This is a genomic window from Arthrobacter sp. Y81, from assembly GCF_002929335.1.
GTDB lineage: Bacteria > Actinomycetota > Actinomycetes > Actinomycetales > Micrococcaceae > Arthrobacter.
The window spans coordinates 571,093-584,835 of record NZ_PJIL01000001.1 but is presented as its reverse complement, the minus strand read 5'-3'; the positions used below and the strand labels follow the sequence as shown (position 1 = coordinate 584,835).

The window sequence follows — 13,743 nt, the reverse complement described above, 5'->3', positions numbered from 1 at the left end:
GCCTTTCGTTGATGGCCGGCCCTACTTGCGGCCGATGAACCAGTCCTGAAGCTTCCGCAGCCTGGCCTGCAGCTGTTCCTCGTTGGCCTGCGCCACCGGCGGGCCGCCGCAGACGGTGCGGAGCTTGGTGTGCACCACGCCGTGCGGCGTTCCGGTCCGGGCGGACCAGGCAGCCACATTCTTTGCCAGTTCGTTGCGGAGGTCCATCAGCATCCGATGGTCCGGCACGGCAGGGGCGGCAACCGGCTCCGTGGACCTGAGCTTCTTGCGGCTCTGCTGTTCGTGCTGGCGCTGGCGCAGCAGGGTGCCCACCTGCTCCGCGTCCAGGAGTCCCGGGATGCCGAGGAAGTCCAGTTCGTCATCTGATCCGATGTCGCCGCCGGTGCCGAACTCGCCGCCGTCGAACAGCACCCGGTCGAACAGTGCCTGCGAGTCCAGGGCCTCGAACTTGCCTTTGGTGAGGCTGTCGGAGGCTTTGTCCTCCCGGTTGGCCTCCTCCATCAGCGAGTCCTCCGGATTGAACAGGCCGTCGCCGTCCTCTTTCTCCGGCCGGTCCAGGGCATGGTCCCGTTCGGCCTCCATCGAGTTCGCCAGCGCGGTCAGCTGCGGAACGGAGGGCAGGAACACGGAGGCCGTCTCGCCCCGCTTCCGGGCACGCACGAATCGGCCCACGGCCTGGGCGAAGAAGAGCGGCGTGGACGTGGAAGTCGCGTAGACGCCCACCGAAAGCCGGGGCACGTCCACACCTTCGGACACCATGCGGACGGCAACCATCCAGCGCTTTTCGCTGGCGGTGAATTCCTCGATCTTGCTGGATGCCTTGGCGTCGTCGGAAAGGATCACGGTGGGCGATTCACCGGTGATCTTCTTCAGCTGGCCGGCGTAGGCGCGGGCGTCGTCGTGGTCGGTGGCGATCACCAGGCCGCCGGCGTCGGGCACGGTCCGGCGGACCTCGCTCAGGCGCTTGTCCGCCCCGGCCAGCACGGCCGGGATCCATTCGCCTGCAGGGTTGAGGGCGGTGCGCCAGGCCTGCGAAATGATGTCCTTGGTCACGGCCGTCTCGCCCAGGGAAGCGGCCATCTCCTCGCCGCCGCTGGTGCGCCAGCGCATCTGTCCGGAGTAGGCCATGAACATGACGGGACGGACCACATGGTCACGGAGGGCGTTCCCGTAGCCGTAGGTGTAGTCGGCCTTGGAGCGGCGGATGCCGTCCCGGTCCTCGGCGTACTCCACGAACGGAATGGGCGAAGTGTCCGAGCGGAACGGCGTTCCCGTCAGCGAAAGGCGGCGTGCTGCCGGATCAAAGGCTTCACGGAGGCCGTCACCCCAGGACAGGGCTTCGCCGCCGTGGTGGATCTCGTCGAGGATCACCAGGGTCCGGGCAGCCTCAGTCTTCGCCCGGTGCAGCATGGGCTTGCTGGCCACTTGGGCGTAGGTGACCGCCACACCGATGAAGCCGCGGCCGTGCTGCCCGTCCGAGTTCTTGAAGTTGGGGTCGATCGCGATTCCCACCCGGGCCGCCGCATCAGCCCACTGGCGTTTCAGGTGGTCCGTGGGCGCCACGATGGTCACGCGGTTCACGGTGCCGGCTTCGATCAGCATCGAGGCCACACGGAGGGCGAAGGTGGTCTTTCCTGCTCCGGGTGTTGCGACGGCCAGGAAGTCCCTGGGGCCGGTCGCAAAGTACCGGTCGAGCGCCTCCTGCTGCCAGGCACGGAGCTTCTGCGCGGTTCCCCACGCTGCCCGTTCGGGGTAGGCCGGTGGCAGCGTTGGCCCGCCAAAGAGTGTCTCCGTCACGCAGAGCCCTCAATTCCCCGCGTTGCGGCAGCCGTCAGCGAAAGACACATAAACATAAACACCAATCTGTTCCGGAAGAGCCGCACTGGTCCGGTAACCACGATCATCACGTCACGGGACGCGCGCAGCAGGGAATAGCGCACCGTGATTTGTTGCCCTGGCCGGGCACGGTCACCTCAAGGAATGGGTGACCGCGGGAAGCACCGGCTACTTGCCGGAATCGTCGCCCGAGCCCTTGCCGCCGTCGTTGCCCGGACGCAGGCCTTCGTAGACCTCTTTGCATTCGGGGCAGACCGGGAACTTCTGCGGATCGCGGCCGGGGGTCCACACCTTGCCGCACAGCGCGATGACCGGGTCGCCCGTCACGGCCGATTCCATGATCTTCTCTTTGCGCACGTAGTGGGAGAACCGTTCCCGGTCACCGGGCTCCACTTCCTGGCGCAGTTCCTCGCGCTCGATAGTGGCAGTGGACGTTCCTGCTCCGGAAAGCTCACGCATCGGGTCGTTTTCGAGGGGATCCGTCATGCTAGTCATGGCATCCATCTTAGCCGTTGTCCCGGACAAAAAACTGAACCCCGGGGCTACAGGCCCTGCCACCCGGGCTTGTTGTCATAGGTGTGGCGGTAGTAGTCCGCCAGCCGGAGCGACGACGCAGCGGCCTCATCCACCAGGATTGTGGCATGCGGGTGCATCTGGAGCACGGACGCGGCGCAGATGGCGGCGACCGGACCCTCCACGAGGTCCCGGACAGCCTGTGCTTTCTGGGCGCCGGTTGCAATGAGGATCACGTGGCGGGCGTCCATGATGGTGCCCAGCCCCTGGGTGAGCACATGGTGGGGAACATCATGGATGCTCTTGAAGAACCGGGAATTGTCCCGGCGCGTCTGTTCGATCAGGCTTTTGATCCGGGTCCTCGACACCAGGGACGAGCCCGGCTCGTTGAACCCGATGTGGCCGTCGGTCCCCACCCCCAGCAGCTGCAGATCCACGCCTCCGGCCGCCTTGATGGCTTCTTCATACGCCTCGCAGGCGGCCGGGATGTCAGCCGCCGAGCCATCGGGGCTGTGGACGTTCTCCGGAGCAATGTTCACCCGGTCCGTGAACTCGCGCCGGATCACCTCCCGGTAGGACTGCGGATGCCCCGGCTCAAGGCCCACGTACTCGTCCAGGGCAAAGCCGTGCGCCCGGCTGAAGTCGAGGCCATCCTGTTCGTGCCTGCGGGCAAGCTCGTCGTAGACCGGCAACGGGGAGGACCCGGTGGCAAGGCCCAGGACAGCGTCCGGTTTCCGGCGCAGCAGGTCCTCGACGGCGTCCGCCGCCAGGGCTCCGATCTGCTTGCTCCCCGGAAGAATCACGATTTCCATGGCCAACCGCCTTTCCGCGTCCCTATCACTACATCATGCCCCTGGCCGGCCTAGCGGTTGACTGCGAGCTGGGCCAGCAGTTCCGGTCCGCGTGCGTCAAGCCACTTGCCGCCGAGGCGGACGCCTGCCACGAAGAGGGCCAGTCCGAGAACCGGGCCCAGCACAAGGTTGATCCATCCGGGCACCATGCTGCCCGTGACTGACTGGGCGACGAACAGCACCACTTCCGGCAGCACCAGCACCAGCAGCACGCCCATCCCGCCGAACTGCACGGCCATGGTCTGGGCGACATTTCCCGGGGGCTTCTTGAACGGGCTGTCGCCCGGGAGCGGAACCGCAACGGTGTACCGCGCCGAAATAACGGAGGCCAGGCCCAGCCCGGTGAACAGGACGCCAAGGGACAGTCCGAGCAGCGACGGAAGCCATTCCCAATCCCCGGTGAAGAAGAACGGGCCGATGCTGAAGACCAGCACGATCGGGAGTGCGAACGCCAGGCAGGCAAGGGCCCGCCCCAGCCTGTCGTGGACACCACGGACGCCGCTGGACAGATGGAGGGCAAACGCGGTGTTGTCGTACGAGACATCCGCGGAAATCGACCACGCCAGCAGGAACGCCGCCAGCGGGCCGGTAATCGCAAGCACTCCGTAGTCACCCGTCTGGCTCGCCTGGAAGAACAGCAGGACAGGCAGCAGCGGAATGACCACCAGTGAACCTGAATACCGGGGATCGCGGAGCCAATAGGTCAGCGCGCGCGCCGCAATCGCACCCGTGGGCGTCGCGGGCATCACTCCGAACAGCCCCATCCTTCCGGCGCGCTTCTTGCCGCCGGCCGTGTAGGGCGGGGTGACGAGGGCACGCTGCAGGAGCGCTTTCCAGCACCAGGCCAGGCCGGCCAGGGTTGCCAGCGCGATAAGGAGTTTCAGGACGGCCGGTCCGTAGTTACCCGCGGCGGCGTCTCCACCGAGCGACCACGCTGCGCCTGCCGGTGTCCATGCCAGAACCCGTGCGAGATCGGCCAGGAATCCGGCGGAGCCTGAAGCTCCCTGGGCAACAAATGCCGCCAGCGGCCCCATAAACATCAGCGGAACCATAAAGGCGAGGGCACTGACATCCTTGAACCGCCGGGAGGAAGCCAGACCCGCCGTCGCCGTCGTCACCACTTTGGAGAGGACAACGCATGTCATCACACCCAGGACGGCACCCAATATGGCAGCCAGAACAGCAGGTATTCCCCTGCCCCAAGTGCCCACGGTGGCCAGCGCGACGAGGGCGGTGGCAATCCCGGGGATCCCGATCAGTCCGCCGAGGGCAAGCCCGGCCAGCAGCTGCGGCATGGGCACTGCCGCGGTGGTGAAGCGTGCCGGGTCCAGGGTCATGTCGGCGGAGGAAGCAACAACAGGGACGATGGCCCAGCCCAGGAAGGCGGCGGAACCGCCCAGCACCACCACGGTCTGGGCAAGCTCCAGTTCAGCCGTCCGGAGCAGTACCAGTGCCACGCCGAAGAAACCGGCGATCCCGACGGCATACAGCCCGCCGATGATCAGTCCCAGCAGCTGCCAGGGGCTGCGCCGGAGGCTGTTGCGCAGGAGCGTGATTTTCAGCCTTAGAAGGTGCGCAACCATTCCAGGCCCTCCGTCTGGCTCCGGCCGCCCACCAGCTGGACAAACCGGTCCTCCAGGGAGGCACCGGCCCGGACTTCCTCCACCGTGCCGGCCGCGAGCACCCGGCCCGCGGCAACCACAGCCACGTGGTCGCACATCCGCTGGACCAGGTCCATGACGTGGCTGGAAACGATCACCGTCCCGCCGGATTCAACGTAGCGGTCCAGGATGTCCCGGATGTTCGCGGCGGAGACCGGGTCCACCGATTCAAACGGTTCATCGAGCACCAGCAGCCTGGGGGCGTGGATGAGGGCGGAGGCCAGGGCGATCTTCTTGGTCATGCCGGCCGAGTAGTCCACCACCAGGGTTCCGGCGTCGGCGCTAAGGTCAAGCGCGGCCAGGAGTTCCGCCACCCTGGCGGACACCACGTCCTTGTCCATCCCGCGGAGCAGCCCCGCATAGCTCACAAGCTGTTCCCCCGTGAGCCGGTCAAACAGCCTCACGCCGTCGGTAAGGATCCCCATGAGCTTCTTGGCTTCGAGCGGCCTTGCCCAGACGTCGACGCCGTGCACCAGGGCGGTGCCGAAGTCGGGCCGGAGGAGCCCCGTGGCCATGGACAGCGTGGTGGTCTTGCCGGCACCGTTGGGACCCACAATCCCGTAGAAGGACCCTGCCGGCACGTCGAGGCTGATGCCGTCGACTGCGATCTTGCCGCCGAAGCGTTTCGCAAGGCCACGGATGGCGAGGGCCGGAACGGGATGCTGCTGAGGGCCGGCGGACGGATCAGGCCCGGGTTGCGGTTCAGTCATGGTGCCAGCGTAGTCTCCCGGATGTGCCGGGAGGATCGTCCGAAAGGGTTACTTCCTAGAAGGAGTGGCGGGGAATGGCCCGTTCATACTGCGGGGCCCACGGGAGCTCGTGGCCGAGCTCGAAGGCGGCGCGCAGCCACCAGTGCGGGTCGCGCAGTGCCGCGCGCGCAATGAAGACCCCGTCAGCTTGCCCGGTGGCGACGGCGTGTTCCGCCTGCCCTGCAGAGGTCAGGAGCCCCACGGTGCCGGTGCGGACGCCTGCCTCGCGTCGGATCCGGGCCGAGAAACCTGTCTGGTAGCCGGGACCGGCGGGAATCTGCTGGTGCGCCACGGCTCCCCCGCTGGACACGTCCACCAGGTCCACGCCGTGTTCGGCGGCCGCTCCGGCCAAACGGACCGATGCCGCGGCGTCGATCCCGCCTTCGGCCCAGTCCGATGCGGAGATCCGCAGCAGCAGCGGCATCGAATCGGGAATGGCGTTGCGCACCGCGTCCACCACGGCCAGGGTCAGCCGGTTCCGTCCGGACTCGTCGCCGCCCCATTCGTCAGTGCGGTCGTTGATGAGCGGGCTCTGGAACTGATGGAGCAAATAGCCGTGGGCGCCGTGGATTTCGATCGTGTCGAACCCTGCGTCGACGGCCCGGACGGCGGCCGCGGCGAAGTCCGCGATGACGCCGTCAATTTCCGCCGCGGTCATGGCGCCGGGCGCCGCATACCCGTCGAACGCCGAGGTGCCCGGCCCCACAGTCTCCCAGCCGCCGTCGGACGCCGGCACTGAGCCGCGCTTCCCCGAGAAGGGCCAGTAGGTCGAGGCTTTGCGGCCCGCGTGCGCCAGTTGGGTGCCGATCTTGGCGTCCGCGGCACCGTAGCGGTGCACAAACGCCGTGATCCGTTCCCAGCCGGCCGCCTGCTCGTCGTTGTAGATTCCGGCGTCCATGGGGCTGATCCGGCCGGCTGCATTGACTGCCGCAGCCTCAGTGAGGATCAGGGCCGCTCCCCCGGCCGCGAAGGACCCGAGGTGCATGAGATGCCAGTCGTGGGGGACGCCCTCGCCGGTGTCCGGGCCGCAGCTGTACTGGCACATGGGCGAGACCCACCCGCGGTGGCGCAGTGTCAGTGAGCGCAGCTCCAGCGGTGAAAAGAGGGCCGGGGGCATTAGAAGAGCACCCGTGCCAGCCCCTGCCGTGCCTTGGCGACGCGTTCATCGGACGGCCCCACCACCTCGAAGAGATCCAGCAACCGGACCCGTGCGGTCTCTCGCTCCGGGCCGAAGTTCCGGCCGATGAAACCGACGATCCGGCCCAGTGCGTCGTCGATGTGTCCACCGGCAATATCCAGGTCCGCCACGCCCAGCTGGGCATCGAGGTTGTCCGGCTGATCAGCTGCGAGCTGGCGGAGCGCATCGCTGTCCGGACCGGTCAGCGACTGCAGGCGCTCCATCAGTTCCACCTGGGCGAGGCCGGCTTTGGCTTCCGCGTCCGCGGGCATCTCCAGCAGCGCCTGCCGGTAGGAAGCGGCCGCAGCGGCGTAGTCTCCGGCCTCGATGGCGTCGTAGGCTGCCTGGTGCAGCGGGGGCAGCGGGGCCGGTTCGGCGTCGGCGGGTGCGGGTGCGGCTCCGGCGCCGCCCAGGCTGCCGGTGACGCCGTTGGCGGCCGCGACCTTCAGCAGTTCATCCAGCAGGCTGCGCACCTGCTGTTCGTCGGCTCCGCCCTGGAACAGCGGCACGGGCTGTCCCTTCACCACGGCCACGGCCGTCGGGACTGCCTGGACCTGGAAGGCCTGGGCAAGCTGCGGGAATGCGTCAATGTCTGCGGCACCCAGGACCAGGCGTCCGCCATAGCTGTTGACGATGTCCTCAAGGACGCTGATCAGCTCGCCCGAAGCGGGCGAATAGCTTGCCCAGAGGCCGAACACCACGGGTACCTGCGCGGACAGTTCAACGAGCTGCTGGAAGTTTGCCTCGGTGACGTCGACGCGTAGCGGCTGTCCGCCGGTGTCCGGCGCCGCCCCCTCGGCAGGCGCCGACGGCGGCACGGCCCCCGGCTGCCCGGTAGAAGACTGCCCGGCGGCGGGCGGCTGCCCTCCCGCCGGTGGCGCAGGGCGCTGTTTCAGGCTGGAAAGGTCGACGGCGCCACGCAGGTTGAGCTGGCTGGCAGCGGCTGGAGGGACTGGACGGGAGGCTGGCGAACTCATAGCCTCCACTCTAGCCACTCCGGCCGCTGCTGGTCATACCCGGAGCGGGCGCTACTTGAAGCTTGCTCCGACGAGTCCGCGGGTGGCGGCCACGAGCTTCATCGGGTCCTTGGATCCGGTCGGCGGGATGTAAACCGCCATGGACTCGGCGAAGTTGAGCACCATGCCGGAGCTCGTTTCCTTGCCCCCGGCCAGGACGGCTGCGTCGTCACCGATCGCGAGCTTGTCCCCTTCGGCCTTGGGCGTTCCGTCGAAGGCGAAGTTCAGGCGGCCAAGAACCAAGGCGCCGCCGTCTGCGGTGCGGAACACCACCGTTTCCTCGGGTGCCACCTTGTGCGTGAAGCTGAAGTTGCCGTCGACGCCGGTCTTGGCGACGTCGGCCTGGTACGCCAGGGTGTCGGCGATATACGGCGAGGACTGACCCTCCACGAGCTTGTCCTTGAACGTCGAATCGGCCTTGGTCAGGCGGTCCCCGAGTCCGGCAAGGGCTTCCTCGCCGCTGTAGAGCAGGCCTGACTTGTCGTCGGCGGCCAGGGTTTCCGTGCCGTCCCGTCCGATGGCGGGGAACGTGGTGCCGGGCTGCAGCGGTGTGGTCTCCACGAGCTTGTAGTTCTCGCGCGGGGACTTCTGCACGAGGGTCAGCAGCTGGGGCACAACGTTGCCTTCACCCTGGGTGACGGCCATGACCGAGCGGGGCCAGGCGCGCTTGCTGGTGACAACGGTGGTCAGCAGCTTGGTGGCGCGGACGGGCATGCGCGCCTCGTAGGCGCCAACCTGCGACCGGATCTTGTAGTTCTGCGTGCGGACCTCGAGTTCAGTGCGGTCAACGCGGGACTTGAGCTTCGCGGCATCCTTGGCGGCGTCGCCAGCATCCACCGTGCTGGAAACCTGCTCCAGGATTCGGCGGAACTGGGCATCCAGCAGCACCGGCGAGTCCGGGACGGTGTCCGCCCCGGCGGCTGCACTGGCTGACGGCGACGGGGCCGGGGTGGTGGCCTGGGCGGCTACGCCCGTGCCGGCAACGATCGTGGCAGCGAGCGCGGCCATGGCCACGCCTGCGCGCCTCGTGCTGAAGGTGGCGGTGGAGCTGGCGCCGCCGGGCTGCTTTTCAACAGGCGAAGGGGCTGTGGGCGCCGTCTTGTCGGCCGGACGGACTGCACGGGCACGGCGGACAAGTTTGTCCTTCAGGGATTCGCCGGTGTCGTCCCCGCCAATGTCGGCGGGCTTGCCGCCCTTGGGCTTGAGCACCAGCAGCGCCAGTCCGGCCAGCATCAGGAGGCCGCCGAGGACCATCAACGGCACGGCCCACGGAGTGGACGTGTCATTGGGGAACGTCATGGAGATGGACGACGGCGCCGGCTTGGTGCCGTCCGAGGCCAGCAGGAGCGACCACTCGCCGTCGGCCGGGGCACTCCAGGTGTAGTTCAGCTCACCGCTGGCGTTCTCCGTGGAGACCCACAGATCGGAACCGGCGGGCGACGGTGCGGCGGCTTCGCCGTCCGTGTGGGCCAGCTGGAGGGACTTGTTGTCGTCGGCAACACCGGAGACCGTGTTGTGGGCCGTCTTGCCGACCCAGGCATCCACGTCGTCGGGACGGCCGGCGGCCAGCATGAAGCTGCCTTCGCCCTTGACGTTGATCTTGACCGTTCCCCCGTGAAGGGTCCTCAACTTCTGGTCAATGACGGTAAGTGGTGCGGCGGTGCCGTCGGTGGGCGCCGAGGCTGTAACGGTCTCGGCCGGGGCCCAGATGGTCTTCTGTCCTACGCCGGCCAGCAGTGTTAGGAGGCCGAGCAGCACTAGTGCAACTGCAGTCTTGAAACGCAAAAGGATACCTATCATCAGCGGGGGTTTACTTTCAATAGTAACCGTTTTGTTACCAATGAGTCAGATCGGGGCTTTGTTCCCAGCCTAGGGCAACTGGCCGCGACCGCAGGAAAACGGGGCGCTGACAGGCCTGCTGATAGTGTTTGCGATGATCATCACAAGGCCCGCAAAGGCGGTGCCACAGACGGTAAAGGGCCCCAAAACGCAGTGACTGAACACACGGATTCGTCCACCCCAGGACAGCAAGACATCACGGGATCCGGTGCCCAGGAAGGTGTAACGGACGGCAGGCAACACGAACGCAGACGGCGGCTGCCGGACCTGGCGGCGGCGGTGGTACGCAGGCTGCGGACGCCCATTCCCGGCGCCCAGCCCCGGCTGCGCTTCGAGATGCCGCCCGAGTCCGCGGAGGACTCCATCACTCCCGAAACCGAGACGGGTACCCGCTTCGGCCATCCCGGTCCGCGCATGTCATCCCAGCATCCCCTTTATATGGGATTCATGGGGACCGTCGGCGTCGGCCTGGCCCTGCTCGTCTACTGGATCGGGTCCAACACCACGCAGCTCCTGCTGTGGATCGTGACCGCGCTCTTCATCGCCCTGGGCCTGGACCCGGTGGTGCGCTGGCTGGAAGGGCGCAAGCTGCCGCGGCCCATCGGCATCCTGGTGTCGGTCACCGTCCTTGTAACCGCCGTCGTCGGATTCTTCGCCACGCTGATCCCCACCATCGTCCAGCAGGTGACCCAGATTGTGCAGGAAGCGCCCCGCTGGATCCAGGACTTCATCGATTCGGACTTCTTCCGCAGCCTCGACGACCAGTTTGGCGTGCGGGACCGCATCACGCAGGAGCTGGAGAAGTTCGTTAACAATCCGGATGCCGTGGGTGGCATCTTCGGAGGGGTCGTCGGCTTCGGGTCCACGGTGGCGAACGGGCTCTTCGGAACCCTTATTGTCCTCGTGCTGAGCCTTTATTTCCTTGCTGCCCTTCCCGCCATGAAGAAGTGGGGCTACCGGCTGGCACCCCGCTCCCGCCGGGTACGGGTGGAAGCCCTTTCGGAAGAGATCACCGGTTCCGTGGGCAACTACGTCATCGGCCAGGCCTGCGTTGCCCTCGTCAACGCGACCTTTGCGTTCATCGTGATGTCCATTGTTGGCGTCCCTTTTGCCGTCCTGCTGGCGTTCGTTGTGGCGCTGCTGGCCTTCATCCCCTTGGTCGGCGGAATGATCGCGGGCGTGTTGGTCACGCTGATCGCCCTCACCGCAGGGTGGCAGACCGCCGTTGTCTATGCCATTTGCTACTTTGCCTACCTGCAGTTCGAGGCGTACTTCATCTCCCCCCGCATCATGCAGAAAGCTGTGGCCGTGCCCGGCGCCGTTGCCGTCATCTCCGTGATCGCGGGCGGCAGCCTCCTGGGCGTGCTCGGCGCCCTGATCGCCATTCCCACCGCCGCGGCGATCATGCTGCTCGTGAAGGAAATCTTCATCGTCCGCCAGGACAAGCACTGACCAGCGATTCCGCCAGGAAACAGGACAGCCGCCCCGTGGACCCACGGGGCGGCTGTCCTGTTGTGTTGCGGTTTCGTCCTACGGCGCGGCCGTGGCCATGGGCCCGTTCCATTCCTGGGACAGGCCTTCCGGGCCTGCGCCGCGCTCCGTGACCTCGTCGACGATTTCGTTCAGCACCCGGGCAGCGTACTTCTCCCCCACCCACAGGTGCTTGGCGCCGTCGACCCCCACCACGTCCGCCTGCGGCACCATGCTGAAGCGCTCGGCGGCGGCGGCCGGCTGGAGGTAGTCGTCGTGTTCGGGAACCAGCACCTTCAGGGGCTTGCCGGCGGCCGCCCACTCCTTCAGGTGAACATCCGTGGCCCGGTGCAGCGGCGGTGAAAGCAGCACGGCGCCTTCCACCTCCGGGGCCACCGGTTCCGTCGCCCCGTACATAAGAGCCAGCTCGGTGCCGAACGACCAGCCCACGAGCCAGCGGTTGGGCAGGTTCCGGCCAGCGGCGAACCTGACGGCCGCCTCGACGTCGAGCCGTTCGCCGATGCCCTCTTCGAACCGTCCTTCGCTGGTGCCGCGGGGCGAACTGGTTCCCCTGGTGTTGAACCTGAGGACGGCCACACCGGCCAGCGCGGGCAGCCGGTAGGACGCCTTGCGGTACACGTGCGAGTCCATGAACCCGCCGTGGGTGGGCAGCGGATGCAGCGTGATCAGCGTGGCGGTGATGTCGCCGGATTCCGGGACGGCGAGTTCGCCGACGAGGACGTGACCGTCTTCGGTGCGTATTTCCACGTTCTCCCGGCGGGCCGGAAGAACTGTCGAAGCCCGGATTGCGGTTGCTTCGGAAGGCTGGCTGAATACGAACGACGCCGGGTCAAAAGTCATGACTAACAGCTTAGCGATAGCGGTACGTGCGTGACGTCCAGCAGTTGGAGTGCCAGTGGCGCCGTTCCGAAAGGCCGGCCGCCGCGCCGAACAGGTGATCCTCGGACCAGACCACCAGATGCTCCACGCCGGGGAGGACCGCTGTGGAGCAGCCCGGGCAGATGTAGGACTTTTCGGCCCGCTTGGCCGTCATGGTGCGGACCATCCACTCGCCGTCGGGGGCGCTTTCCCGCCGGGCGATGCCGGACCGGGCACGTTCGAGGTCGAGCTCCGGCACGGGGCTGCCGGCGTGTTTGCGGCTGGCCTGTCCCAATTTTCCAGAGGCGGCACGGCGGGGTCGGTTGGAACGGGGCATGCCTCCATTCTGCCCCAGGCCCTGACCCCGCGTTGTTCGTGCCTTGGGCCCAGACGGTAGTGTTTACCGGGTGCGTTTAGTCATAGCCCGTTGTTCTGTTGATTATGTTGGCCGGCTCAAGGCCCATCTCCCCCTTGCCACCAGGCTCCTGCTGGTCAAGGCGGACGGGTCCGTCCTGGTGCACTCCGACGGCGGCTCGTACAAGCCGCTGAACTGGATGAGCCCCCCGGCCAGCCTCCGGGTCTCCTCGCCCGACGAGGTGGACCTCGAGCTCGGCGTCACCGAGCAGTGGACCGTCCAGTCCGCCAAGACCGATGACCGGCTCATCATCAATATCCATGAGCAGCTGCACGACACCTCCCATGAGCTGGGCCAGGATCCGGGCCTCATCAAGGACGGCGTCGAAGCTGACCTCCAGCGGTTGCTGGCCGATCAGATCGAACGGCTCGGCACCGGCTTTTCCCTCATCCGGCGCGAATACTTCACGGCCATCGGTCCGGTGGACATCCTGGCCCGGGACGCAGACGGTGCCACGGTGGCCATCGAGCTCAAAAGGCGCGGCGACATCGACGGCGTTGAACAGCTGACCCGTTACCTGGAACTGCTCAACCGGGATCCGCTGCTGGCGCCGGTCCGCGGCATCTTCGCCGCCCAGCAGATCAAACCGCAGGCCAAGGTGCTCGCCAACGACCGCGGCATCGACTGCGTCACCCTCGACTACGACGCCATGCGCGGCGTTGACGACAGCGAATCCCGCCTCTTCTGAATTGGCGGCCGCCCAAATAGCGCGCGCGGCGCACTGTCATAAGGCAGCGGTTCACATGGGCTTTACGTAAAATTTATCGAATTCCCCGTTTTGCCCGTTGACCTGACGCAACCCACATGAAATTCTTATATAAGTCTTTGTGTAGGTGTTTTTCATGCTCGCAAGACATGTTGCGAGCGCGAAGCTTCGTCAGCTAGTGTCCGGTTCCACCGGGCGGCAAGCCAGGATTCTTCTCGCGGAGTGACCAAGTGCGGCACGAAGTGTGCCGGACTTAAGCAAGTTCCACAATGAGGAGAAATAAATGGCACAGGGAACCGTCAAGTGGTTCAACGCTGAAAAGGGCTTCGGCTTCATCACCCCGGACGACTCCGATGGCGATGTCTTCGTTCACTACTCGGAGATCCAGACCGGTGGATTCAAGACCCTCGACGAGAACCAGCGCGTTCAGTTCGAGATCGGCCAGGGCGCCAAGGGCCCCCAGGCTACCGGCGTAACGCTGGTCTAGTCCCGCGTCGGAGGGCCGCCTGACGGCGGCCTCCAACGAATCAAATGATCCCCGGCATTAGTGCCGGGGATCATTTTTTTGTCATTATCCGGTGCCTGCCGGCGCATTGTTTCTTGTCACAAATGTTTTCAGAATCAGAAAACA

13 protein-coding genes are annotated in these 13,743 nt (G+C 66.5%); 3 read left to right on the top strand and 10 right to left on the bottom strand.

The features are described 5' to 3' along the window. Nucleotides 1-21: 21 nt before the first annotated feature. The 8 genes from CXQ91_RS02715 to CXQ91_RS02680 form a co-directional block, all read right to left on the bottom strand. The gene (locus CXQ91_RS02715) at nucleotides 22-1,797 is read right to left on the bottom strand and encodes a DEAD/DEAH box helicase (RefSeq protein ID WP_104172363.1); all 1,776 of its coding nucleotides are present in this window, start codon (nucleotides 1,795-1,797) and stop codon (nucleotides 22-24) included. A 207-nt stretch (nucleotides 1,798-2,004) separates the two neighbouring features. Continuing rightward, nucleotides 2,005-2,340, bottom strand: coding sequence for a DUF3039 domain-containing protein (locus CXQ91_RS02710; RefSeq protein ID WP_104172362.1), 336 nt, complete (start codon nucleotides 2,338-2,340; stop codon nucleotides 2,005-2,007). 38 nt (nucleotides 2,341-2,378) lie between these two features. Next, a complete protein-coding gene (nagB, locus tag CXQ91_RS02705) occupies nucleotides 2,379-3,161 on the bottom strand; it encodes a glucosamine-6-phosphate deaminase (RefSeq protein ID WP_104172361.1) in 783 nt (260 codons plus the stop codon). A 50-nt stretch (nucleotides 3,162-3,211) separates the two neighbouring features. After that, on the bottom strand, nucleotides 3,212-4,783 hold the full coding sequence (locus tag CXQ91_RS02700) for a transporter (protein ID WP_104172360.1): 1,572 nt from the start codon (nucleotides 4,781-4,783) through the stop codon (nucleotides 3,212-3,214). After that, nucleotides 4,765-5,571, bottom strand: coding sequence for an ABC transporter ATP-binding protein (locus CXQ91_RS02695; protein ID WP_104172359.1), 807 nt, complete (start codon nucleotides 5,569-5,571; stop codon nucleotides 4,765-4,767). The genes CXQ91_RS02700 and CXQ91_RS02695 overlap by 19 nt, the downstream gene beginning before the upstream one ends. A gap of 55 nt (nucleotides 5,572-5,626) precedes the next feature. After that, on the bottom strand, nucleotides 5,627-6,727 hold the full coding sequence (locus CXQ91_RS02690; protein ID WP_104172358.1) for an NADH:flavin oxidoreductase/NADH oxidase: 1,101 nt from the start codon (nucleotides 6,725-6,727) through the stop codon (nucleotides 5,627-5,629). Continuing rightward, a complete protein-coding gene (locus CXQ91_RS02685) occupies nucleotides 6,727-7,764 on the bottom strand; it encodes a tetratricopeptide repeat protein (RefSeq protein ID WP_104172357.1) in 1,038 nt (345 codons plus the stop codon). Before CXQ91_RS02685 ends, CXQ91_RS02690 begins: the two co-directional genes overlap by 1 nt. Before the next feature lie 51 nt (nucleotides 7,765-7,815). Then, nucleotides 7,816-9,603: a hypothetical protein gene (locus tag CXQ91_RS02680; RefSeq protein ID WP_104172356.1), complete on the bottom strand. Its 1,788-nt coding sequence runs from the start codon at nucleotides 9,601-9,603 to the stop codon at nucleotides 7,816-7,818. A 297-nt stretch (nucleotides 9,604-9,900) separates the two neighbouring features. Between CXQ91_RS02680 and CXQ91_RS02675 the strand changes: the two genes are divergently transcribed. Then, nucleotides 9,901-11,094, top strand: coding sequence for an AI-2E family transporter (locus CXQ91_RS02675; RefSeq protein ID WP_258073806.1), 1,194 nt, complete (start codon nucleotides 9,901-9,903; stop codon nucleotides 11,092-11,094). A 78-nt stretch (nucleotides 11,095-11,172) separates the two neighbouring features. Here the strand turns inward: CXQ91_RS02675 and CXQ91_RS02670 are convergent, their stop codons facing one another. Further along, on the bottom strand, nucleotides 11,173-11,973 hold the full coding sequence (locus CXQ91_RS02670) for an alpha/beta hydrolase (RefSeq protein WP_104172354.1): 801 nt from the start codon (nucleotides 11,971-11,973) through the stop codon (nucleotides 11,173-11,175). A gap of 10 nt (nucleotides 11,974-11,983) precedes the next feature. Then, nucleotides 11,984-12,328 carry an ATP/GTP-binding protein gene (locus CXQ91_RS02665; RefSeq protein WP_104172353.1) on the bottom strand — a complete coding sequence of 115 codons (345 nt, stop codon included), beginning with the start codon at nucleotides 12,326-12,328 and terminating at the stop codon, nucleotides 11,984-11,986. Between the two features lie 70 nt (nucleotides 12,329-12,398). Between CXQ91_RS02665 and nucS the strand changes: the two genes are divergently transcribed. Then, on the top strand, nucleotides 12,399-13,094 hold the full coding sequence (gene nucS / locus CXQ91_RS02660; RefSeq protein WP_104172352.1) for an endonuclease NucS: 696 nt from the start codon (nucleotides 12,399-12,401) through the stop codon (nucleotides 13,092-13,094). 301 nt (nucleotides 13,095-13,395) lie between these two features. After that, nucleotides 13,396-13,599: a cold-shock protein gene (locus tag CXQ91_RS02655; protein WP_011692441.1), complete on the top strand. Its 204-nt coding sequence runs from the start codon at nucleotides 13,396-13,398 to the stop codon at nucleotides 13,597-13,599. The last annotated feature ends 144 nt before the right edge of the window (nucleotides 13,600-13,743 follow it).

Coding starts and splice junctions, on each gene's coding strand:
- CXQ91_RS02710 (WP_104172362.1), bottom strand. CDS start 2,340: ATGGATGCCATGACTAGCATGACGGATCCCCTCGAAAACGACCCGATG.
- nagB (WP_104172361.1), bottom strand. CDS start 3,161: ATGGAAATCGTGATTCTTCCGGGGAGCAAGCAGATCGGAGCCCTGGCG.
- CXQ91_RS02700 (WP_104172360.1), bottom strand. CDS start 4,783: ATGGTTGCGCACCTTCTAAGGCTGAAAATCACGCTCCTGCGCAACAGC.
- CXQ91_RS02695 (WP_104172359.1), bottom strand. CDS start 5,571: ATGACTGAACCGCAACCCGGGCCTGATCCGTCCGCCGGCCCTCAGCAG.
- CXQ91_RS02690 (WP_104172358.1), bottom strand. CDS start 6,727: ATGCCCCCGGCCCTCTTTTCACCGCTGGAGCTGCGCTCACTGACACTG.
- CXQ91_RS02685 (WP_104172357.1), bottom strand. CDS start 7,764: ATGAGTTCGCCAGCCTCCCGTCCAGTCCCTCCAGCCGCTGCCAGCCAG.
- CXQ91_RS02680 (WP_104172356.1), bottom strand. CDS start 9,603: ATGATAGGTATCCTTTTGCGTTTCAAGACTGCAGTTGCACTAGTGCTG.
- CXQ91_RS02670 (WP_104172354.1), bottom strand. CDS start 11,973: ATGACTTTTGACCCGGCGTCGTTCGTATTCAGCCAGCCTTCCGAAGCA.
- CXQ91_RS02665 (WP_104172353.1), bottom strand. CDS start 12,328: ATGCCCCGTTCCAACCGACCCCGCCGTGCCGCCTCTGGAAAATTGGGA.
- CXQ91_RS02655 (WP_011692441.1), top strand. CDS start 13,396: ATGGCACAGGGAACCGTCAAGTGGTTCAACGCTGAAAAGGGCTTCGGC.